The sequence below is a fragment of the Sphingomonas trueperi genome (assembly GCF_040545665.1).
Taxonomy (GTDB): Bacteria; Pseudomonadota; Alphaproteobacteria; order Sphingomonadales; family Sphingomonadaceae; genus Sphingomonas; species Sphingomonas trueperi_B.
This window is the reverse complement of sequence record NZ_JBEPMH010000002.1, coordinates 651,454-671,707: the sequence shown is the minus strand read 5'-3', so window position 1 is coordinate 671,707 and position 20,254 is coordinate 651,454. Positions and strand designations below refer to the sequence as shown.

The following is a 20,254-nucleotide window of genomic DNA, read 5'->3' as shown; positions in this document are numbered from 1 at the left end:
CACCGGCTTGGCGGGGTTTTTGCTTTGTGAAGGTTGTACCTGCGACAGCGGCCGAACCCTGCCGGCGTGACGTAAGCGCAGGGCGGGACGGCATGGTGGAGCCATCGCACGTCTGCTAATGCCTTATTTTCGAGGCATTCGGGGTATTCCTGGCGCTCGCATCGAAGGAAGGCTGACGGGTTGGCTGCGCGATATCGCAACGATGACAAGGAATCCGCGATTGTCGGCACCGTCTGATACCGGGCGCGTACGCGTGCTTACCTTCCTGCACAGCTTTGCGCCCGGCGGGGTGGAGCGAGTAGCGCTGCGGCTGGTGCGACATTGGCGCGCGGCCGGGGTGGAGGCGCCGCTGTTCCTCGGCCGCGAGGACGGCGCGATGCGCGATGAGTTCGCCGATATCGCGTATGCGCTGCCGCGACAGCCGCGCATCCACCAGGGTGGCTGGGAAACCCTGTGGATGATCCTGACGCTGCCGGCCGAAATCCGGCGGGTGCGCCCGGACGTGCTGTTCGTCGCCGGCTCCACCTACACCATCGTTGCCGTCATGATGCGGCTGCTGCTCGGGCGGCGCTGCCCGCCGATCGTGGTGAAGGTAAGCAACGATCTCGCGCGGCGCGATCTCAACCCGATGGGTCGCTTTTTCTGGCGCGCCTGGTTGCGGATCCAGGCGCGGTGCGCGCGCAGCTGGGTGGTGATGGACGAAGCGATGCTGCCCGAGCTGCCGCCGGTGATGGCGCAGCGCAGCCATGTCGTCCACGATCCGGCGATCGCCGCATCGCAGGTGCTGCCGCCGCGTGTCGAGCGTGCGGCAGGGCCGCGGCGCTTCGTCGCCATCGGACGCCTGGTTGCGCAGAAGCATTTCGCACTGATGCTGCGTGCCTTCGCCCGTGCCGCGCAGCCGGGGGAGACGTTGACGCTGTTCGGCGACGGCCCGGAGCGCGTCGCGCTGGAGGCGCTGGCGACGTCGCTGGGCATCGCAGAGCGCGTGCACTTCGCCGGGCATGTCTCCGACGCGCCGGCGCAACTCCCGGCCTTTGACGTGCTGCTGATGTCGTCGCGCTACGAAGGCGTGCCGGCGGTGGTGATCGAGGCGCTGGCCGCAGGGCTCGCGGTGGTTTCCACCGATTGCGGCGCCGGGCTGCGCAGCCTGCTCGGCCAGGGTCGCTTCGGTACGATCGTGCCGCAGAACGAGGCGCTGCTCGCGGAAGCGATCCGCACCGCGCCCACCACTGCTCCGGACCGGCCGGCGCTGCTTGCCTCGCTCGACCGCTTCACCATCGAGCGTTCGGCGCAGGCCTATCTCGATCTCTTCGTCGAGGCCGCGGCGGCGCAGGCGGGCGGCCGTGGCGTGCTGCCGACCCAAGAGGTTCCTGCATGACGTCCCCCTTGCAGGCGGTGCGTACCGCCTATGCCTCGCTTTCGGAGAGCACGCGCGAACGGCTGCTCGCAATCATCGGTCTCGCCTTTTCGGCGACGATCCTGATCGCGGTGTTCTGGCAGCTCGACGGCCTCGATTTCACCGTCCTGACCCGAACGCCGCGCGACCCGCTGTTCTGGCTGGTCTTCGTTGCCACCTATGTGCTGGGGCCGGTGATGGACTGGATCATCCTGCGTCGCATCTGGGGGGTGGGGCTGGGCGCCTTTCCGGCGCTGCTGCGCAAGCAGGCCGCCAACGAAGTGGTGCTCGGCTATTCGGGCGACGCGCAGCTCTATGTCTGGGCGCGGCGGACGCTGGGTCCCGAAGGCCGGCCGTTCGAGACGCTGCGCGACGTGGCGGTCACCTCGGCGCTGGCGGGCAACCTCGTCACCCTGACGATGCTGGTGCTCAACGCGCCGATCGTCCAGGGGCTGGCCAAGGGCACGCTGTTCAACACGCTGCTGATCTCGACCGCGACGATCGTGCTGTCGTCGCTCGCGATCTTCTTCTTCCGCCGCATCGTCTTTGCGCTGCCGCCGCGGCAGCTGGCGGAGACGATCGTCATTCATACCCTCCGCATCCTGCTCAGCCTGGTGCTCACCGCGCTGCTGTGGAAGCTGCTGCTGCCGTCGATCTCGATTGCGGCGCTGTTCCTGGTGGGGACGCTTCGGATGATGATGTCGCGGCTTCCCTTCATTCCCGCGCGCGAGGCGCTCCTCGCGCCGCTGATCGTCGCGCTGCTCGGCGATTCGGCCGGGCTGGCAGGCGCCGTGCTGTTCGTCGCCACGCTGATGCTGGCGGCGCATGTGGTGGTCGGGGGTGTTTCCTCGCTCGCCGACTTCGTCGCGCGCAGCAAGCCACGCCTGGCCTGACCGCGCAAAAACACGCTGGCGCCGGCGCGCGGCAGCCGCCATCAGCCGCGCCGCAACAGGAGTGAAGGACAGGGTATGGCGAAGACGGCGCTGGTGATCGGCGCGCTGCTGGCGGGGGTGCTGCTCGGCTTTGCCGCGCGCTGGCCGGCGGGTGCGTTCCTGGTGCCGTGGATCGACTTGGTCGCCCCGATCGGCGCCTTCTGGATCCGCGCGCTGACCATGACCCTGGTGCCGCTGGTGTTCGCGCTGGTGGTGAGCGGCGTGGTCAACGCCGTGCGTCACGGCCAGGGTGGGCGGCTGCTCGCGACCAGCTTTGCGGTGTTCCTGCCGATGCTGGTGCTTGCCGCGCTGCTTGCCTGGGGCGCGCTGGAGATCGTGCTGTGGCTGTTCCCGCTGGGACCGGACCCGCTTGCCGGTCTCCTCACCGCAGGCCCGCCTGCCGTGCCGCACGTGCCGAGTGCCTCCGAACAGATCCTGGCAATCCTGCCCGAAAACCCGATCGCGGCGGCAGCCAGCGGCGCGATGCTGCCGCTGGTGGCGTTCGCGGTGCTGCTGGGCGTGGCGATCGCCCGTACCGATGGCAACGGCCTGGCGGGGGTGATCGAGGAGCTGGCCAAGGCGATGACGCGGATCGTCGACTGGATCCTGCTCGCCGCGCCGATCGGCATCTTCGTGCTCGCGATGGGGGCGGGCAAGGCGGCGGGGGCGAGCGTTGCCGGCGTGCTGGCGCGCGACGTGGCGGCGGAGATCCTGTTCTGTCTGCTCGCGATCGGGATGTGCTACCTGCTTGTCTTCGGTCTGCGGGCGATGCCGCTAGGGCGGTTCGCGCGCGGCATCGTGCCCGCGCAGGCAACCGCGGCGGGGACCTGCTCGTCGATGGCGACCGCGCCGGTCTCGATGGACGTCGCGCTCAACGGCCTTGGGCTGCCCCAGGAAGTCGCGGGCACCACGCTGCCGCTCGCCATTTCCACCTTCCGGCTGGCGACGACCGGCGTCACGGTGATCGAGGTGTTCCTGGCGGCGCATGCGGCGGGCGTGCAGGCCTCGCCGGTGCAATGGGTGCTGGCCGGCCTCTCGGCGGTGATCGCGGGCATCGCCACGCCGGGGCTTCCGGGCGCGGCGATCCTCTATGCCTGTGACGCGCCGGGCATGCAGATCCTCGGCGCGCCGCTGGCGATGATCCCGCTCTACATCGCGGTTTCGGCGATCCCGGACATGTTCATCACCACCGCCAGCGTCACCGGTCAGGTGACGGCGACCACCCTGGTCGCGCGGCTCGTCAGGCGAGGGCGCTGAGGCCGGGCAGGGTGCCCTCTGCGATCGTCATGCTGCGGCCGCCGATCCAGGCCTGGCCGCCCGCATCATAATCGACGAAGATGCGGCCACGCCGATCGAGCCTTGTGCCTTGTGCCGCGACATAGCCGCCGGTCACGCGGCCGCTGTCGTACAGCCACTGTGCCGCCGAGGCGTTGAAGCTGCCCGTCACCGGATCCTCGATGACCGCGCCGAACGCGCCGCTGAAGATCGTGCGGATCTCCCAGTCGACCGGTCCGCCTGCCGGATGTGCGCCGATCAGGCCGATCTCAATGCGTTCGTCCGAGTGCCGGACGGGTTCCACTGCGAGGACCGCCTCCGCCGATTCCAGCAGCACCGCGATCCAGCCGGGGCCATTGTCCGCCCAGGCCGCGTCTAGGATCGCATGCGGATCGATCCGCAGCGCGGTGGCGAGCTTGGTGCGCGTCTCCGCATCCACCGGACCACTGCGCAGCAGCGGCGGAGCGCCGAAGGCAAGCCGATCGCCATCGCGACGGATCGGGATCAGTCCAGCGCCGCATTGCTGGACGATGCCGTCGGCCGCCCCCGGCACGCCTCCCGCCGCCAGCCACGCATGGCAGGCGCCGAGCGTCGGATGGCCGGCAAAGGGGAGTTCGCGATCCAGCGTGAAGATGCGTGCGTGATAGTCGGCGCCCGCTACGCTCGGCGGCAGCAGGAACACCGTCTCGCTCAGGTTGAACCAGCGGGTGATCGCCTGCATGGTTTCCGTGTCGAGATCGCCGCCGCCCCGCACCACCGCGAGCGGATTGCCGGTGAACGGGCCGTCATGGAATACGTCGACCAGCGAAAAGGGCGTCGTCATCTGCTGCATCTCCCCGCCGCGCGTGCGGCGCGGAGCGGGGATCGCCGATCCTTCGCCGCGTGGCAAGCGGATGCCGAACGGCCTTGCGGCCGCCGCTCCCAATGGAAGCGACGGCCGCGCAGCCTGATTCGAGGGGATCAGAAGGTGACGCCGAACCCGGCGCTGATCGTGTCGCCCTTGTCCTTGCCGGTGAACGAACCGGCGCGGTTGTTGGTCTTCCAGTGGATCAGGTTGAGCTGGAGGCGGATGATGCTGTCCAGATACCAGTTGGTGCCGATCGTCGCGGCTTCGCCCTTGGTCGCGTTCGGGATGCCCGAATAGTCGATGTTCTCGTAGCGGGCGAGCACTTCGATCGCACCCGGACCGCCCTCGAATACCGGCCGCAGCACGCGCGGCTGGGCGAAGGTGCCGAGGCGCGGGTTGTACGGCGGCAGGTCGCCGGTGACGAAGAAGCCGGTCGAGAGGCTATAGGCCTTGCTCTCGAAGTCCGGACGACCGCCGTTGAGGTGCGCGACGCGCTTGCCTGCTTCGCCCATCACCCAGAACGGACCGACATAGCCGCCCAGTTCCGCGCCATAGCCGGTGGTGCCGGTGCCGCCGGTGAGCGCGCCGGTCTGCACCCGCAGATTGCCGTTGAAGCGGCCGCCGATCACGGTGTTGCGGGTCAGCGTGCCGGGGCCGCGCGACGACAGCGCCTCGTCGAAGCCCCACAGGCCGACGTGCACGATCGAGCGATCGGTCTTGAACGGGTTCCAGTGGGCGCGCGCCATCAGCGTGCGGCTGTCGTTGATCGCCTGGCTGGCATCGACCGCGTCGCCGCTGATCGTCACCGATGCGTGGCCGGTCTTCCAGAACAGGCGGGGCATGAGGGCGATGCCGTAGAAGCCGCGCTGCGGGATGATCGAGGTGGCGACGACGTTGCGTTCCAGGAACGGCGGCGCGTCCGACCCGCTCGATCCCTCGAAGCTGCGGTCGTTGAACATGTTGCCGAAGCGGACGTCGTACGAAACCTTGCCCACGTCGTTCCGCCAGCCGACGAACATCGTGCCGACGTCCGAGGTGTTGTCGGCGAAGTCGTTTTCGAACTGGTAGAAGAAGTGCGGGCCGACCGCACCCTCGATGCCGATACGCAGCGCGCGGGCACCGGTCGTCGTGATGTTGCGGGCGTCGTAGTTCGAACCGAAGGTCGAGCTGACATGGTTGATGATACGACCGCGCATCTTGAACAGATACTTGCCGTCGGCCGAACGGAAGATCGGCAGGCCGCCGCGCCATTCGGTGGTGACGTTCGAGACGTTGGCGGCGGCGCGGGCCTGAGCGACGCTCTGGTCGGCGAGGCCGACGGGGGCGAGCTGCGGCGCGAAGGAGTCGGCCACGGTCTCGTCATTGGCGACGTTGGTGCGCTTGGCCTGCCCGGCCTGCGGCACCGAAACCGGCGCAGCGGCATGGGCCACAGGAGCGGCGGCCTGATTGCCTTCGATCTTGTCGAGACGGGCGCGCAGCGCGGCGATCTCCTCGGCCTGCGCCTTGAGCAGCTTCACCAGCTCGGCCTGATCGCCCGGCGTGCTCTGGGCAAGCGCCGGCGTGGCGAACAGCAGCGCCGAAAGCGCCGCACCCGCCAGGAACTTCATCTTCATCGTGACAACCCCGTTTGTTGATCCTGTGTCGCCAAGGGCAACCGAGTACCAATATAGAACGTGGTTATCGGGATGATCTGGTACCGAAACTAAAGATGCAGCGTTACGTATAAATGCGATAGCGGCGTTATATATTGCCGTGCGGTGAGTAGAAGTTCTGGGTATAGTCTTTAATGGATGTTTTTGACGTTAAAGTGCATAGGCTTGAGAGGTCTAGCTAAGAACTCGGATGGCACATGTATCCGGTTTGATTACTATAACGTTGCGGGGCGCCTAGGGGGTTTTCCGAGGACCCGCCTCGGGTGTCAGAGCGTCTTCTCCATGCGGACCAGCGGTACGCGAACGCCGTTGATCGGCGCGGATAGGATCGGCTCGACCGGTCGATAGCCGCAGGCCTGGTAGAGCGGCACGCCGGCCATCGTCGCCATCATCTCGGCGCGGGTGAAACCGGCGTTGCGGGCGGCATCCTCACAAAGGCCGAGCACGCGGCGGCCGACGCCGCGGCGGATGAAGGCCGGATCGGTGTACATCGCCCGGATCTTGGCGGCGTCGTGTGCGGGGTCGAGCCGCTGGGGTTCGCGCGCGACGATGCTCGCGTCCCCACCGTACAGCGTCGCGCGGTACGACCAGCCGCCGCAGCCGGCGATCGTGCCGGCCTCGTCCTCGACGAGGAAATAGGTCTGGTCGGCGATCAACTGGGTGTCGAGGCCCATCACTTGATGGCTGGCAGCAACCTGTTCGGGGGAGAGGAAGCTGTGCTGCAACTGCGCGATCGCGCGGGCCATCACTGCGCGCAGCGCCTCCAGATCGTGCGGCTGGGCGAAGCGGTGGGTGAAGGTGGGCATTGGGGCTCCTGGGCAGATCCTCCCCCGGCCGGGGGAGGATCTGAACGGTGCTTAGTGGTTGTCCCGCGGGATGCCGTGGGTCTGGGCGATGCGCTGGAACTGCTCGGCGCCTTCCAGGATCGCGCCGGTGTTCATCTGGCCGACCACGGCGCGCTGGATCGCCTGCCACGGCGTCTGCGACGCGGGATAGGCAAAGCCGCCCGCCTCGGCCAGCACGCGGCGGCGCTCGGCGAGTTCGTCGGCGGGGATCAGCACGTCGGCGGTGCCGCGGTTGAGGTCGATCCGCACCCGGTCGCCGGTCTTCAGCAGCGCCAGGCCGCCCATCGCGGCCGCCTCGGGCGAGGCGTTGAGGATCGACGGCGAGGCCGAGGTGCCCGACTGGCGGCCGTCGCCGATGCACGGCAGCGCATGCACGCCCTCGCGGATCAGATAGGCCGGCGCGCGCATGTTCACGACTTCGGCGGCACCCGGATAGCCGATCGGGCCGGCGCCGCGCATCACCAGCAGCGTGTCGGTGGTGATGCCGACGGCGGGATCGTCGATGCGGTGGTGATAATCCTCGGGACCGTCGAACACCACGACCGGGCCTTCGAACGCCTCGGGATCGCTCGGGTTGGAGAGGTAGCGGTCGCGGAATTCGGGGCCGATCACGCTGGTCTTCATGATCGCCGCGTCGAACAGATTGCCGCGCAGCACGATGAATCCCGCTTCGTTCACCAGCGGCTCCTCGAAGCGGCGAATGACCTTCTCGTCCTCGATCACGGCATTGCGGCAATTCTCGCCGATGGTCTTGCCGTTGGCGGTGATCGCGTTCTCATGGATCAGGCCCTGCTGCATCAGCTGGGCGACCACGGCGGGCACGCCGCCCGCGCGGTAATAATCCTCGCCGAGATATTCGCCGGCGGGCTGCAGGTTGACCAGCAGCGGCACCTTGTGGCCGTGCGTCTGCCAGTCGTCGAGCGCGAGCTCCGCGCCGACATGGCGGGCGATCGCGGCGAGGTGGATCGGCGCGTTGGTCGAGCCGCCGATCGCCGAGTTGACGACGATCGCGTTGAGAAACGCCTCGCGCGTCAGGATGTCGGAGGGCTTGAGGTCCTCCGCCACCATGTCGACGATGCGCTTGCCGGTGCGATAGGCGACTTCCTGGCGGTCGCGGTACGGCGCGGGGATTGCTGCCGAACCCGGCAGCATCATGCCCAGCGCTTCGGCGAGGCTGTTCATCGTCGTCGCCGTGCCCATCGTGTTGCAATAGCCGGTCGACGGCGCCGAGGAGCTGACCAGGCGGATGAAGCCTTCATCGTCGATCTCGCCGGCGGCGAGCAGCTCGCGCGCCTTCCACACGATGGTGCCCGATCCGGTGCGCTCGCCGCGATGCCAGCCGTTGAGCATCGGGCCGACCGACAGCGCGATCGCGGGGATGTTCACCGTCGCCGCCGCCATCAGGCAGGCGGGCGTGGTCTTGTCGCAGCCGGTGGTGAGCACCACGCCGTCGATCGGATAGCCGTAGAGCAGCTCGACCAGCCCGAGATAGGCGAGGTTGCGATCCAGGCCGGCGGTCGGGCGCTTGCCGGTTTCCTGGATCGGATGGACCGGGAACTCGATCGCGATGCCGCCCGCCTCGCGAATGCCCTCACGGATGCGCTCGGCAAGCACGAGGTGGTGGCGGTTGCACGGGCTCAGGTCCGACCCCGTCTGGGCGATCCCGATGATCGGCTTGCCCGAGCGCAGTTCCTCCAGGCTCAGCCCGTAGTTGAGGTACCGCTCGAGATAGAGCGCGGTCATATCAACGTTGTCAGGGTTATCGAACCAGGCGCGGCTGCGCAGCTTGGGGGCAGAGTCGGTCATCGGAAAAGCCTTGCGGGAGGGGTAGGTCAGTTGGTCGTCGAGAAACGATAGACGATCACGTTGCGGTAGGTCTGCCCCGGATTGAGCCGCGCCGAGCCGAGCGCCGGCTGGTTGGGCGTGTCCGGGAAGACCTGGGGTTCGAGGGCGAGGGCGTCGCCCTGGCGATAGGCGTGGTTGGACTTGCCGATCGCGGTGCCGTCGAGGAAATTGCCGGTATAGAATTGCACGCCCGGCTGGTTGGAAAGGATCTCCATCACCCGGCCGGTCGACGGATCCTCGACGCGGGCGTGGAGCACCGGCTGGGCCGACGGCGCCTTGGCGATCACGAAATTCTCGTCATAGCCCTGGCCGAACACGATCTGCGGGTCGCGGCCGTCGCGGATGCGGGTGCCGATCACGGTGGGCTTGCGGAAGTCGAACGGCGTGCCTTCGACCGGGCGGAGCTGGCCGCTGGGGATCAGCGTCTTGTCGACCGGCGTCGTGGTCTCGGCCGGGATCGTCAGGACATGGTCGTAGATCGAGCGCTGCGAGGCTTCGCCGGCGAGGTTGAAAAAGCTGTGGTTGGTGATGTTGACGATCGTCGGCTTGGTCGTGGTCGCGGTGTACTCGACCGACAGCTCGTTCTTCTCGTTCAGCGCATAGGTGGCGGTGACGGTGAGCTGGCCCGGATAGCCTTCCTCGCCATCCGCAGCGACGTAGCGCAGCGTGACGCTGGCATTCTCGCCGCTCGTCACCTTCTCGACCGTCCACAGCCGCTTGTCGAAGCCCTTCAGGCCGCCGTGCAGCGCATTCGGGCCGTTGTTCTTGGCGAGCGTATAGGTCTGGCCGTCGATGCTGAACGTGCCGCCCTTGATGCGGTTGGCATAGCGGCCGACGGTGGCGCCGAAATAGTTGGGCGCGATTAGATAGCCCTGCATGTCGGTATAGCCGAGCGTGACATCCTCGGACTTGCCCTTGCGATCGGGCGCGGACAGTGACTGGAGGATCGCGCCGTAGCTGAGGATGGTCGCGCGCATGCCATGGCCGTTGGTGAGCGTGATCGCCTCTACCTTCTGGCCGTCGGCGGTGGTGCCAAAGGCGGCGCGGGTCGCTTCGCCTGCCTGCGCGGTCAGCGGAATCATCGCGGTGGCGAGCAGCGCGCCCTTGATAAGATAATTCATGCAATGCCTCTCCCTATCGGTTATCGCTGCTGCAAGCGGCGACGCGGCCGTTGACGCTGGACATCGGGTTGAATACTCCGACTAGAAAGCGAAGAGCAACCCCGCCGCGTGCTTCGTGGCAAAAAACGAGAGGATCATACCAGCATGGCGGTCATGCCGACGTCTAAGGCTGCTCCGGCGGGGGCCGGGCAAGCCTCTCCCCCAACGCAATATGGACGCGCATTGGCCCTGCTGGCCACGCTGTTCTTCATGTGGGGCTTCATCACCGTGATCAACAACACGCTGCTGCCGCACCTGCGCAGCGTGTTCAACCTGAACTACACGCAGACCACGCTGATCGAGAGCGTGTGGTTCATTGCCTATTTCGTCGCTTCGATTCCTTCGGCAAAGCTGATCGAGCGGATCGGCTATCAAAAGTCGCTGGTCGTCGGCCTGCTGGTCATGGCGGCGGGCGCGGCGGGCATGACACTGGCGGCAAGCCTGCCGTCCTACGGTGTCACATTGGTGATGCTATTCGTCATCGCCAGCGGCATCACCCTGCTGCAGGTGGCGGCCAATCCCTATGTCACGGTGATCGGCCCGTCTGAGACGGGGTCGTCCCGTCTCAACCTCGTCCAAGCATTCAATTCGCTCGGCACCACGCTGGCGCCGCTGTTCGCGGGCTATCTGATCCTCGGCCGTTCGAAGGGCGGCACGGCGGAAGCTGGCGCAACGGCGCTCACCCAAGCCGAACGTCTGGCCGACGCGCAGTCGGTAATCCTGCCCTACGCGCTTGTCGCCGTTGTGCTGGTCGTGCTCGCAATCGTTATTGCGCGCTTCCCGCTGCCCGCGATGGGGTCGGCCACCAGCCGCGTTGCCAAGGAAGATCGCAAGAACCACTCGCTCTGGAAGCACCGCAACCTTGTCTTCGGCGTGCCGGCGATCTTCATTTACCTGATTGCCGAGATCGGCGTCGCCAACCTGTTCATCAACTTCGTGTCGCAGCCCGGGATCGCCAACATCACCCAGAACGAGGCGTCCCGCTACCTGGCGCTCCTCTGGGGCGGTATGATGGTCGGGCGCTTCGCCGGATCGTTCCTTATGCAGAAGGTGCCCGCCGGGACGGTGCTTGCCGGCTTCTCGATCGGCGCATTCGTCGTGATGTTGGGGGCAACGTTTCTGACCGGCCCCGCGGCGATGTGGTCGCTGATTCTGGTCGGCCTGTGCCACTCGATCATGTTCCCGACCATCTTCTCGCTCGGCATCAAGGGCCTCGGGCCGCTGACCGAGGAAGGCTCGGGGCTGCTGATCATGGCGATCGCCGGCGGCGCACTGGTCGTTGTGCAGGGATGGATTGCCGATGCGTACGGGCTGCAGCACTCGTTCCTGCTGACCGCTGTCTGCGAGCTGTACATCCTGTTCTACGCGCTGTGGGGCTCCAAGCCGACCAACGCGATCGAGGATTGATCGGGAAGCATTGCCTCCCTCGGCGCAGCCGGGGGAGGGGACCGCCGCCGCAGGCGGTGGTGGAGGGGGCGTCGCCGCGGGCGGCGCCCTTTTCGTATGGGCGGGAGTGCCCCCTACACCACGCCGCTGGCGCGGCGCGGTCCCCCTCCCTCGGAGCTACGCTCCGAAGGAGGAAACGCTTTTAGGATCGGGTAGAGCATCTCCTCTCCCGCGAAGCGGGGGAGGGGGACCGCCGCCATAGGCGGTGGTGGAGGGGGGTACCCTCACATCGAAAGGCGCGTATCCTCCAGCGCCAGGTCCACCAGCGTGCGCATCGCCGCCGCTGCCGCATCCGGATCGCCTGCCGCGATCGCATCGAACACCTTGATATGGTCGGGCACCGGATCGCGCGGCAGCGCACGGGCGCGCTGCTTGTACTTGGTCGTCCAGCTCACCGCCGCGCCGATGCTGGCGCTGAGCGCGACCAGCGCGTTGTTGTGCGTGGCCTCGAGCAGCGCGTCGTGGAAGTCGCGGTCCGCCGCACGGCCCGCGTCGGTCGCCAGCGTGTGCCGCCGCATCTTGGTGAGCGCGTCGCGCATCGCCTTGACGTCGTCGCGGTCGCGCCGCTCGGCGGCGAGGCGGGCGGCGGCGGGCTCGACCACCGCGCGCAGCTCGAACAGGTCGCGGACGAAATCGGTGTCGGGTTCGCCCGAAAAGGCCCAGGCGAGTACCTGCGGATCGAGCATGTTCCAGCGGCTGCGCGGCAGCACGCGGGTACCGGCCTTGGGGCGGCTCTCCACCAGCCCCTTGGCGGTCAGCACCTGCACCGCCTCGCGATAGGCGCTGCGCGACACGTCGAGCGCCTCGGCATTGGCGACTTCGCCGGTCAGCTTCTCGCCGGGTGCGATCGCGCCGGAGACGATCTGGGTGCCGAGATAATGCGCGATCGCGCCCCGCAGGCGGCGGCCCGAGCCCTTGGGCGTCCGGGTGATCGGCTGTACGCCTGCCTCGTCCACGCCGTCCGCCTGATCGTCCACTGCCATCCGCTCGCTCTCCTGCATATCGTCCCGTGTAGCGCGAAGCCGTGCCGTCCCGCAAACGATGCGCGATTGCCAAGCGGGACAGACGCTAATAAGTCGGACTAAACCGAGACAAGGAGTGGTTCGATGGCGTTGCGGCTGATGCAGTATCGAGGGGCGGACGGGCAGCGGCGGGTGATCGCCGCCGACGAGAGCGGCGCGCGCTTCGTCCGCGGCGTCGCCGATGTCCGCAGCCTGGCGCTGCAGGCGATCGAAGCGGGCCAGTCGCTCGCCGAGGCGGTGGCGGCGGCGGGCAGCGACGGGGAAGCCGATCCGGCAGCGGCGCTGGCGGCGGGCCAACTGCTCGCGCCGATCGACCATCCCGATGCCGCGCATCTGGTGCTGACCGGCACCGGCCTCACCCATCTCGGCTCGGCCGAGGGCCGCGACAAGATGCACCGCGACGCTGCGGCGGCCGAGCACAAGACCGATTCCATGCGGATGTTCCTCGAGGGCGTCGAGGGCGGCAAGCCGGGTGCGGGCGCGATCGGGCAGCAGCCCGAGTGGTTCTACAAGGGCAACGGCCATCATCTCGTCGGCCCCGGCGAGACGCTGGCGATGCCCGGCTTCGCGCAGGATGGCGGCGAGGAGCCCGAGCTGGCCGGCATCTACCTGATCGGCCCGGACGGCACGCCGTTCCGTCTCGGCCTGTGCCTCGCCAACGAGTTCAGCGACCATGTGACCGAGCGGCACAATTATCTCTGGCTCGCGCATTCCAAGCTGCGCCAGGCCGCGCTCGGGCCCGAGCTGCTGGTCGGCGCGGCGCCTGAGGACGTGCGCGGCACCAGCCGGATCGTGCGCGACGGCGCCACGCTGTGGGAAAAGCCGTTCCTCTCGGGCGAGACGAACATGTCGCACAGCCTCGCCAATCTCGAGCACCATCATTTCAAGTACGGGCTGTTCCGCCAGCCGGGCGATGTGCATGTCCACTTCTTCGGCACCGCGACGCTGTCGTTCAGCGACGGCGTGAAGACGGAAGTGGGCGATAGCTTCGAGATCGAGGCGGCGCCCTTCACCCTGCCGCTGCGGAACCCGCTGGCGCAGGTCGAGGATGCGGGGATCGCGGCGGTGAAGGCGCTGTAAGGTCGTCCCTATAAATCCCCCTCCCGCCTGCGGGAGGGGTTAGGGGAGGGTGTGACGTGGAGGTTCTTGCTGAACCGGCGTCGCCCGCTTCCCTCACACACCCTCCCCCGTCCCCTCCCGCAAGCGGGAGGGGGCGAAAGAGCCGGGAGGTCAGCCCTCGATCTGCACCACCGCGACCGACTTGGCCGGCAGCTCCAGCGTCACCGCGTCCTTGGCCACGCTGCCGCGGATAGGCTTCGGCGCCACCGTATTCGGCGCCTCGAAGCTGTTGACCGCATCGACCTTGGCTGCGGTCAGCACCTCGCCCGCAGCGCGCTTCGCCGTCACCCCGGCAAACTTCACTGCGACCCGCGCCGGCTTGCCCGCATCGAGATTGGTCACCGCCAGCCACAGCTTGCCGTCCTTGCCCCGCGCCGCGATCGCGTCGACGCGTGGCATCGTCACGCCGCCCTGGGTGTAGGTGCCCGCGTCGAACGCCACCGGCACCGCCTGCGCATCCTGGAACGGTACGTACATGCGGAACACGTGATAGGTCGGCGTGAGGACCATCTTGTCCTTGTCGGTCAGGATCATCGCCTGGAGCACGTTGATCATCTGGGCGATGTTGGTCATCCGCACCCGGTCGGCATGGCGCGCGAAAATGTTGAAGTGCAGCGCCGCGATGATCGCGTCGCGCAGCGAGTTTTGCTGGTAGAGGAAGCCCGGGTTGCTGCCCGGCAGCGGCGCCAGCCACACGCCCCATTCGTCGACGACCAGCGGCACCTTCTTGTCGGGATCGTACTTGTCCATGATCGCCGCATGCTTGGCGATCATCCCGTCCATCGCCAGCGCCGCCTTGACCAGCTTGGCATAGCCGGTCTCGTCGAAGCCGACGCTCGGGTAGGAGGGCGGCCACCCGCCGGTGGTATAGGCGTGCATCGACAGGCCCTCGATGTTCCACGCCCAGTCATGGCCCTTCCACGCCGCCATCACCGCTTCGGTGTACGTCGTGTCATTGTCGTTGGGGCCGACGGCGATGCGCTGCATCGGCTCCTTGCCCTTCTCGCCCTGCACCGGATCGAGATTGTGGGTGAAGCGGGCGAAGCGCTTCATCAGGTCGATATAGGCGTCGGGCCGCATCGACCCGCCGCAGCCCCAGCTTTCGTTGCCGAGGCCCAGCCACTTCACCTTGTAGGGCGCGACATGGCCGTTTGTTGCGCGCTCCTTGCCGGCGGTGGTGGAGGGATCGGCGGTCATATAGGCGAGCCAGTCGGCCGCCTCCTGGATCGTCCCCGAGCCGACATTGACCGAGACATAGGCCTCGGCGCCCACCTGGTCGGCAAAGTCCATGAACTCGTCGGTGCCGAAGCTGTTGGGCTCGCCCGATCCGCCCCAATTGGTGTTGACGCTGCTGCGGCGCTGCGCCGCCGGGCCGATGCCGTCGCGCCAGTGATATTCATCGGCGAAGCAGCCGCCGGGCCAGCGCACCACCGGCACCTTGATGGCGCGAAGGGCCGCGACCACGTCCTTGCGAATGCCGCGGGTGTTGGGAATGGCTGAGTCCTTGCCGACCCAGATGCCGCCATAGATGCCGCTGCCGAGATGTTCGGCGAACTGGCCGAAGATGTGGCGGTCGATCACCGGCCCGGGTTTGGCGGCGGCGTCGACGGTGACCGTCACGTCCTGCGCCAGCACGGGGGCGGGCGCGAGCAGCAGTGCCGCGCCGCCCAGCAATGTCTTTCGAAGCATGAATCCTCCCTGATCTTTTCTCAGGGCCGTCATGCCACGGAATCTACTCCGACTAAAGGGCGAGTTTCAGAGCGGCGGCAGCGCCGGCGGCAGGACCCAGCGGGCGACGATCACCACGGCGGCGACCGCGACGATGCCGAGCACCGCCACCAGCACGCGGTGCGGCGGCGGCCGGGTGCCGCTCGCGGCGAGCAGTGCCAGGCCGGCGGCGAGCATGCCCCAGACATGATAGCGATAGTCCGAGGCGACCCCGACGACGCCGAACGCCAGCTCGGTCAGGATCGCCGAGAGCGCCAATGTGACTGCCACGCCGCCCGCGCCGTCGCGCGCGGGCCAGCTGCAGAACAGCACGCCGAGCGCCACCGCGAACCACAGGATCGGCGCCCCCGCCGCGCTGCTCGCCAGCGTGTAGCCGAGCTTCTGGAAGCCGGTGATCCGCTTGTCGGGCGAGGCGAGACCGAGCCTATTGGGCTCGGAGCGGGCCAGCGGTCCGGTGCCCGGCATCGTTGCGGGCATCCACAGCCGCATCTCGCTATTCCAGTGCGCGATCCGGTGCTCGGCATAGGCGAGCGGATGGGTGGCGATGGCCTCGACCCAGGCGCTGCGCAGCTTGTTGCCGGGTGCGGAGCGCTGGAGGGTGTCGACGATATAGCCGCACGCCTTGTCGTCGCCGATCGGGTCCCAAAGGATCGGGGTGAGGCAGCCCCTGGCCTCGGCGCGGCGCCACAGCCGCGCGGGTACCTGCGGCACCGCCTGCGGGCCGGCGCGATGGGCGAGGCCGGCGAGATCGAACAGCGGCAGCGAACGCTCGACGCCGCTCGGTGCGGCGTGGAGGAGCCGCTGGTTGATCGGCGTGAGCACGCCGATCACCGCCGCGGTTGCGGCCAACACCAGCACCAGCTGGAAGCGCGGCCGGTCCCAGCGCCAGCCGCCGAGCAGCCCGAAGGCGAGCGGGACGGTCGCGAAGGCGGCGTTGAACCGCACCAGCGTGGCATAGCCGAGCAGCACCAGCACCAGCGCCGTCGCCCAGAGCGGCAGCCGCCGGTCGTCGAGCCGCCACCAGCTCGCCAGCCCCACCGCCGCGGCGAGCGCACCGGTCATCTGCGCGTCCTTGAGCACGGCAATCTGCCAGCCGAGCAGCGGCGGCCAGATGCCGAGCAGGAGCACGATCAGCGCCGCGATCGCCTGTCCGCGTCGGGCGAGCGCGCCGGCGAAGAACGCCAGGCCGCTCCAGTAGAGCAGCACCTGCAGCGCAAACATCGGCGCCTGCCCGCGCCAGCCCAGGCCGTGGAACAGCGCCCAGAGCCGCGCCATCGCCGGCGGGTGCCAGTCGTCATACTGGCCGCGCAGCACCTGCTGATACTGGACGACGCTGTCGTAGCTGGCGACGCCAGGCCAGAAGAAGGCGAGGGTGATGGCGGCGAGCAGCATCGCGACGATCAGCGCCGACATTGCCTTGCGCCGCGTGCCGATCGGCTTGCGCTGCAACGCCCGCCCGCCCCGACCACGCGGCGATCCGCCGAAGGCCTGGGAGCGCGAGCGGTACTTGGTCATCGAACGGCTTTCCTGGCGGACGAGGGCGGAGTGCGCGCGACTCTAGAAGCGAACGTCGAGCGACGCCAGCGCACCCCCTCGTGCGAGAAGGGCGGTTCGTCGGGCGGCGAGGTTGCAAATTGTGCAGAATATGCTGACAGATGTGCTCGTGCGTTGTGAAGTACGCAATGTGCTTATTGCGGCATTCTGCAAGTAGAGTAAAATCGATACTTGGGAGCGAGTCGTCAAGACCGCGGGGTGGCATAGCAACGGTATAAAAACTGCGGGCGCGGGTTGGCCATAGATGCCAAGTCTGTTTGCATTCGTTTGCGCAAAAGGCATCGAAAATAATGTCATAATGTACAATATGGCGGGAGAGGAACGATGACGGTCTATGCGATCCAGAATCAATGGGGTGGCAGCAGCGCGCCCTGGCACGAAGGCGGAATCTTCAGCATCGGCAACCGCGCCGACCAGCGCCCGATCGCGCTGAAGATCCAGTCGGGCGACGGCGGCCACAGCTTCACCGGCACGATGACCTATCAGAATGAGGGCCCCATCGGCGTCCGCGCGACGCTGGTGACGACCAACAGCTATCGCGTCGAGAACCAGTGGGGCGGCCCGAATGCGCCCTGGCACGACGCCGGCCTGTTCCTGCTCGGCGCGCGCAACGGCCAGAATGCGGTAGCGTTCGATCTCCATTCCAATGACGAGGGGCAGACGCTCACCGGCACGATGCGCTACCAGGGCGTGGGCGATATCGGCGTCAAGGCGGCCGTGTCCGACGGTGTCGCCTACGACGCGCAGAACCAGTGGGGCGGCGACAAGGCGCCGTTGCATCCCGGCGGTCTATGGGTGCTGGGCTGCCGGCCGGACCAGCCGGTCGTCGCGATCGACCTGTCGAGCGGCGACGCCGGCAAGACGCTGGCGGGCTTGATCACCTACAAGGGCGAGGGGCCGATCGGCTTCCGCGGCACGCTGATCATGGCCAACACGTACAGCGTGGTGAACCAATGGGGCGGCAGCGACCAGACCTGGCATCCGGGCGGCACCTGGGTGCTGGGCTGCCGCACCAACCAGGGGGTGGTGGCGATCAACGCCAAGGGCAACGGCGTCGAGCTCGACGGCACGATGACCTATCAAGGCGAAGGCCCGATCAGGCTGGAACTCGAGCGCGCGTCCCAGCAGGCGCTCGCCGAGGCCTGAGGGGCCAGCCCGGCTTCGATGTCGGGCTTGTCTCGATGTGTTCCCCCGCATCGAGGCCAGCAGGGCGGCGCGACGGCGCGGCCTGAAACGGCTCCGGCCCGGTGAGTGCCCGGGCCGGAGCTTGTTTTTTGCACGGTGGGCGGCGCTCAGGGTGCGCCGCCGCCGGGGTCAGATGTGCAGCGCGCGGCCGTAGGCGCCGAGCACCGATTCGTGCATCGCTTCGCTGATCGTCGGGTGCGGGAACACCGTTTCCATCAGCTCGGCCTCGGTCAGCTCGCCGGTCTTGCCGATCGTGTAGCCCTGGATCATCTCGGTCACTTCCGCGCCGATCATGTGAGCGCCGAGCAGTTCGCCGGTCTTGGCGTCGAACACCGTCTTCACAAAGCCGTCGGCCTCGCCCAGCGCGATCGCCTTGCCGTTGCCGATGAAGGGGAAGTTGCCGACCTTGACTTCGTAGCCGGCTTCCTTGGCCTTGGCCTCGGTGAGGCCGACGCTGGCGATCTGCGGGTGGCAATAGGTGCAGCCCGGGATGTTGCGGACGTCCATCGCATGCGGATGGCCGCCGTTGATCGCTTCCACCGCGATCACGCCCTCATGGCTGGCCTTGTGGGCGAGCCAGGGCGGCGCGGTGACGTCGCCGATCGCCCACAGCCCGTCGACATTGGTGCGGCAGGCCGCGTCGGTGACGATATGGCCGCGCTCAGTCTTCACGCCCAGCGTCTCCAGCCCGATATTCTCGGTGTTCGGCACGATGCCGATCGCGACGATGACGTGGCTGAACTCCTCGACGGTGACCTTGCCGTCCTTGCCCTTGATCGACGCCTTGACGCCGTTCGCGGTCACGTCGAGCTTGTCGACGCCGGTCTGGGTGAGGATGGTCATCCCCTGCTTCTTGAACGCCTTCTCCAGATGCGCGGAGATGTCCTTGTCTTCCACCGGCACGATTCGGTCGAGCATCTCGACGATGGTCACGTTCGCGCCCATGTCGTTGTAGAAGCTGGCGAACTCCACGCCGATCGCGCCCGAGCCGATGACCAGCAGCTTGGTCGGCATCTCGGTCGGCGTCATCGCGGTGCGATACGTCCAGATGCGCTTGCCGTCGGCCTTGGCGAAGGGCAGGTCGCGGGCGCGCGCGCCGGTCGCGACGATGATGTTCTTCGCTTCGAGATCGGTCTTCTTGCCGTCGGCGGCGGTGACGGTCAGCTTGCCCTTCGCGGTGAGCACGCCGGTGCCCATGTGCACGGCGATCTTGTTCTTCTTCATCAGGTGCGTGACGCCCTGATTGAGCTGCTTGGCGACGCCGCGCGAGCGCTTCACCACCGCGTCCAGATCGGCGCTGATCTGGTTGGCGATCAGGCCGTAATCCTTGGCATGCTGCATATAGTGGAAGATTTCCGCCGAGCGCAGCAGCGCCTTGGTGGGGATGCAGCCCCAGTTGAGGCAGATGCCGCCGAGCAGCTCGCGCTCGACAATGGCGGTCTTCAGGCCCAGCTGGGCCGCCCGGATCGCCGCGACATAGCCGCCGGGGCCCGAGCCGAGAACGATGAGGTCGTAGGATTCAGCCAAGACTTGCTTCCTTCTGCTCCCTTCCCATCGGCAGGGGAGGGCTGGCGAGTAGATAATGCGGAGCCGGCGAATTGCATGGGCCGCCCGGCCTCCGCGCGTGGGTTACGCGATCTGTTCCACCGGTCGCGGGCGCTTGTCGGCGTCGATCGCGACGAACACGAAATGTGCCTGGGTGACGAGGCAGCTTTCCTCGACATGCCGGCCGCGGCGCCAGGCCTGGACCTCGATGGTCATCGAGGTGCGGCCGACCTTGACCAGCTCGGCATAGACCGAGACCTCGTCGCCCACCGCGACGGGGGAGTGGAACTTCATCCCCTCCACCGCCACCGTGACCGCGCGGCCGCGCGAATAGCGCGAAGCGAAGAGGCCCGCCGCCATGTCCATCTGGCTCATCAGCCAGCCGCCGAAGATGTCGCCATACGGATTGGTATCCGCCGGCATCGTGGTCACCCGGATCGCCGGCTGGCGGTCGGGCGGGCCGCCCTGTTGGTCAATCATCGCGAGCAGCCTCCTTGCTTCCGTTCAGCCTGGCACGATCCTCGGCATGGGCCCGCCGCAGCGGGCCGATGCCCATCGCCACCACCGCCACCATCGCGACATAGGCGACCAGCCAGATGTCGTGGGTGGCGCGGCGGTAGGACCAGGCGGCGAGCGACGCGATGATCCATGCCGCGATCAGCCCGATCACGATATGGATGACTTCTACAAGCACGCGCACCGC

At 67.7% G+C, this 20,254-nt stretch carries 17 protein-coding genes; 6 read left to right on the top strand and 11 right to left on the bottom strand.

Annotation, left to right across the window (positions count from 1 at the left end):
* The first annotated feature begins 220 nt into the window (after positions 1-220).
* From ABIC65_RS10580 to ABIC65_RS10570, 3 genes are all read left to right on the top strand, one after another.
* Positions 221-1,378, top strand: a complete 1,158-nt coding sequence (locus ABIC65_RS10580) for a glycosyltransferase (protein ID WP_354308528.1) — start codon at positions 221-223, stop codon at positions 1,376-1,378.
* A complete protein-coding gene (locus tag ABIC65_RS10575; RefSeq protein ID WP_354308526.1) occupies positions 1,375-2,289 on the top strand; it encodes a hypothetical protein in 915 nt (304 codons plus the stop codon). Before ABIC65_RS10580 ends, ABIC65_RS10575 begins: the two co-directional genes overlap by 4 nt.
* Before the next feature lie 75 nt (positions 2,290-2,364).
* Positions 2,365-3,585 carry a dicarboxylate/amino acid:cation symporter gene (locus tag ABIC65_RS10570; protein ID WP_354308524.1) on the top strand — a complete coding sequence of 407 codons (1,221 nt, stop codon included), beginning with the start codon at positions 2,365-2,367 and terminating at the stop codon, positions 3,583-3,585.
* Here ABIC65_RS10570 and ABIC65_RS10565 read toward each other — a convergent pair.
* The 5 genes from ABIC65_RS10565 to ABIC65_RS10545 all read right to left on the bottom strand — a co-directional run bounded on the left by ABIC65_RS10565 (position 3,569) and on the right by ABIC65_RS10545 (position 9,913).
* Positions 3,569-4,426, bottom strand: a complete 858-nt coding sequence (locus ABIC65_RS10565; protein WP_354308523.1) for a PhzF family phenazine biosynthesis protein — start codon at positions 4,424-4,426, stop codon at positions 3,569-3,571. The genes ABIC65_RS10570 and ABIC65_RS10565 overlap by 17 nt on opposite strands.
* A 137-nt stretch (positions 4,427-4,563) precedes the next feature.
* The gene (locus tag ABIC65_RS10560) at positions 4,564-6,063 is read right to left on the bottom strand and encodes an OprO/OprP family phosphate-selective porin (protein WP_354308522.1); all 1,500 of its coding nucleotides are present in this window, start codon (positions 6,061-6,063) and stop codon (positions 4,564-4,566) included.
* A 305-nt stretch (positions 6,064-6,368) separates the two neighbouring features.
* Entirely contained in the window at positions 6,369-6,908 is a 540-nt protein-coding gene (locus ABIC65_RS10555; protein ID WP_354308521.1) for a GNAT family N-acetyltransferase, read from the bottom strand.
* Between the two features lie 51 nt (positions 6,909-6,959).
* On the bottom strand, positions 6,960-8,753 hold the full coding sequence (locus tag ABIC65_RS10550; RefSeq protein ID WP_354308520.1) for an IlvD/Edd family dehydratase: 1,794 nt from the start codon (positions 8,751-8,753) through the stop codon (positions 6,960-6,962).
* Between the two features lie 26 nt (positions 8,754-8,779).
* Entirely contained in the window at positions 8,780-9,913 is a 1,134-nt protein-coding gene (locus ABIC65_RS10545) for an aldose epimerase family protein (RefSeq protein ID WP_354308519.1), read from the bottom strand.
* 144 nt (positions 9,914-10,057) lie between these two features.
* Here ABIC65_RS10545 and ABIC65_RS10540 point away from each other — a divergent pair, with 144 nt between their 5' ends.
* Complete coding sequence (locus ABIC65_RS10540; protein ID WP_436286725.1) at positions 10,058-11,359, top strand: sugar MFS transporter; 1,302 nt, start codon at positions 10,058-10,060, stop codon at positions 11,357-11,359.
* A gap of 263 nt (positions 11,360-11,622) precedes the next feature.
* On the opposite strand, the gene ABIC65_RS10535 is transcribed toward ABIC65_RS10540, so the two are convergent.
* Positions 11,623-12,381, bottom strand: a complete 759-nt coding sequence (locus ABIC65_RS10535; RefSeq protein WP_354308518.1) for a FadR/GntR family transcriptional regulator — start codon at positions 12,379-12,381, stop codon at positions 11,623-11,625.
* Between the two features lie 123 nt (positions 12,382-12,504).
* On the opposite strand from ABIC65_RS10535, the gene araD1 reads away from it, so the two are divergent.
* A complete protein-coding gene (gene araD1 / locus ABIC65_RS10530) occupies positions 12,505-13,500 on the top strand; it encodes an AraD1 family protein (RefSeq protein ID WP_354308517.1) in 996 nt (331 codons plus the stop codon).
* 150 nt (positions 13,501-13,650) lie between these two features.
* On the opposite strand, the gene ABIC65_RS10525 is transcribed toward araD1, so the two are convergent.
* Together ABIC65_RS10525 and ABIC65_RS10520 are read right to left on the bottom strand one after the other, a co-directional pair.
* Positions 13,651-15,228 carry an alpha-N-arabinofuranosidase gene (locus tag ABIC65_RS10525; RefSeq protein ID WP_354308516.1) on the bottom strand — a complete coding sequence of 526 codons (1,578 nt, stop codon included), beginning with the start codon at positions 15,226-15,228 and terminating at the stop codon, positions 13,651-13,653.
* A gap of 66 nt (positions 15,229-15,294) precedes the next feature.
* Positions 15,295-16,782, bottom strand: a complete 1,488-nt coding sequence (locus ABIC65_RS10520; protein ID WP_354308515.1) for a hypothetical protein — start codon at positions 16,780-16,782, stop codon at positions 15,295-15,297.
* A gap of 363 nt (positions 16,783-17,145) precedes the next feature.
* On the opposite strand from ABIC65_RS10520, the gene ABIC65_RS10515 reads away from it, so the two are divergent.
* Positions 17,146-17,967 carry a lectin OAA family protein gene (locus ABIC65_RS10515; protein WP_354308514.1) on the top strand — a complete coding sequence of 274 codons (822 nt, stop codon included), beginning with the start codon at positions 17,146-17,148 and terminating at the stop codon, positions 17,965-17,967.
* Positions 17,968-18,135: 168 nt separating this feature from the next.
* Here the strand turns inward: ABIC65_RS10515 and lpdA are convergent, their stop codons facing one another.
* The 3 genes from lpdA to ABIC65_RS10500 form a co-directional block, all read right to left on the bottom strand.
* On the bottom strand, positions 18,136-19,533 hold the full coding sequence (gene lpdA / locus ABIC65_RS10510; RefSeq protein WP_354308512.1) for a dihydrolipoyl dehydrogenase: 1,398 nt from the start codon (positions 19,531-19,533) through the stop codon (positions 18,136-18,138).
* Positions 19,534-19,635: 102 nt separating this feature from the next.
* Positions 19,636-20,031, bottom strand: a complete 396-nt coding sequence (locus tag ABIC65_RS10505; protein WP_354308511.1) for an acyl-CoA thioesterase — start codon at positions 20,029-20,031, stop codon at positions 19,636-19,638.
* Positions 20,024-20,251, bottom strand: coding sequence for a hypothetical protein (locus ABIC65_RS10500; RefSeq protein WP_354308510.1), 228 nt, complete (start codon positions 20,249-20,251; stop codon positions 20,024-20,026). Before ABIC65_RS10500 ends, ABIC65_RS10505 begins: the two co-directional genes overlap by 8 nt.
* Between the last annotated feature and the right edge of the window lie 3 nt (positions 20,252-20,254).

Excerpts from the sequence above, each read along its gene's own strand:
- araD1 (WP_354308517.1), top strand. The coding sequence starts at position 12,505 with ATGGCGTTGCGGCTGATGCAGTATCGAGGGGCGGACGGGCAGCGGCGG.
- ABIC65_RS10535 (WP_354308518.1), bottom strand. The coding sequence starts at position 12,381 with ATGGCAGTGGACGATCAGGCGGACGGCGTGGACGAGGCAGGCGTACAG.
- ABIC65_RS10565 (WP_354308523.1), bottom strand. The coding sequence starts at position 4,426 with ATGACGACGCCCTTTTCGCTGGTCGACGTATTCCATGACGGCCCGTTC.
- ABIC65_RS10515 (WP_354308514.1), top strand. The coding sequence starts at position 17,146 with ATGACGGTCTATGCGATCCAGAATCAATGGGGTGGCAGCAGCGCGCCC.
- ABIC65_RS10525 (WP_354308516.1), bottom strand. The coding sequence starts at position 15,228 with ATGCTTCGAAAGACATTGCTGGGCGGCGCGGCACTGCTGCTCGCGCCC.
- ABIC65_RS10555 (WP_354308521.1), bottom strand. The coding sequence starts at position 6,908 with ATGCCCACCTTCACCCACCGCTTCGCCCAGCCGCACGATCTGGAGGCG.
- ABIC65_RS10520 (WP_354308515.1), bottom strand. The coding sequence starts at position 16,782 with ATGACCAAGTACCGCTCGCGCTCCCAGGCCTTCGGCGGATCGCCGCGT.
- ABIC65_RS10550 (WP_354308520.1), bottom strand. The coding sequence starts at position 8,753 with ATGACCGACTCTGCCCCCAAGCTGCGCAGCCGCGCCTGGTTCGATAAC.
- ABIC65_RS10575 (WP_354308526.1), top strand. The coding sequence starts at position 1,375 with ATGACGTCCCCCTTGCAGGCGGTGCGTACCGCCTATGCCTCGCTTTCG.
- ABIC65_RS10545 (WP_354308519.1), bottom strand. The coding sequence starts at position 9,913 with ATGAATTATCTTATCAAGGGCGCGCTGCTCGCCACCGCGATGATTCCG.
- ABIC65_RS10540 (WP_436286725.1), top strand. The coding sequence starts at position 10,058 with ATGGCGGTCATGCCGACGTCTAAGGCTGCTCCGGCGGGGGCCGGGCAA.
- ABIC65_RS10570 (WP_354308524.1), top strand. The coding sequence starts at position 2,365 with ATGGCGAAGACGGCGCTGGTGATCGGCGCGCTGCTGGCGGGGGTGCTG.
- ABIC65_RS10560 (WP_354308522.1), bottom strand. The coding sequence starts at position 6,063 with ATGAAGATGAAGTTCCTGGCGGGTGCGGCGCTTTCGGCGCTGCTGTTC.
- ABIC65_RS10505 (WP_354308511.1), bottom strand. The coding sequence starts at position 20,031 with ATGATTGACCAACAGGGCGGCCCGCCCGACCGCCAGCCGGCGATCCGG.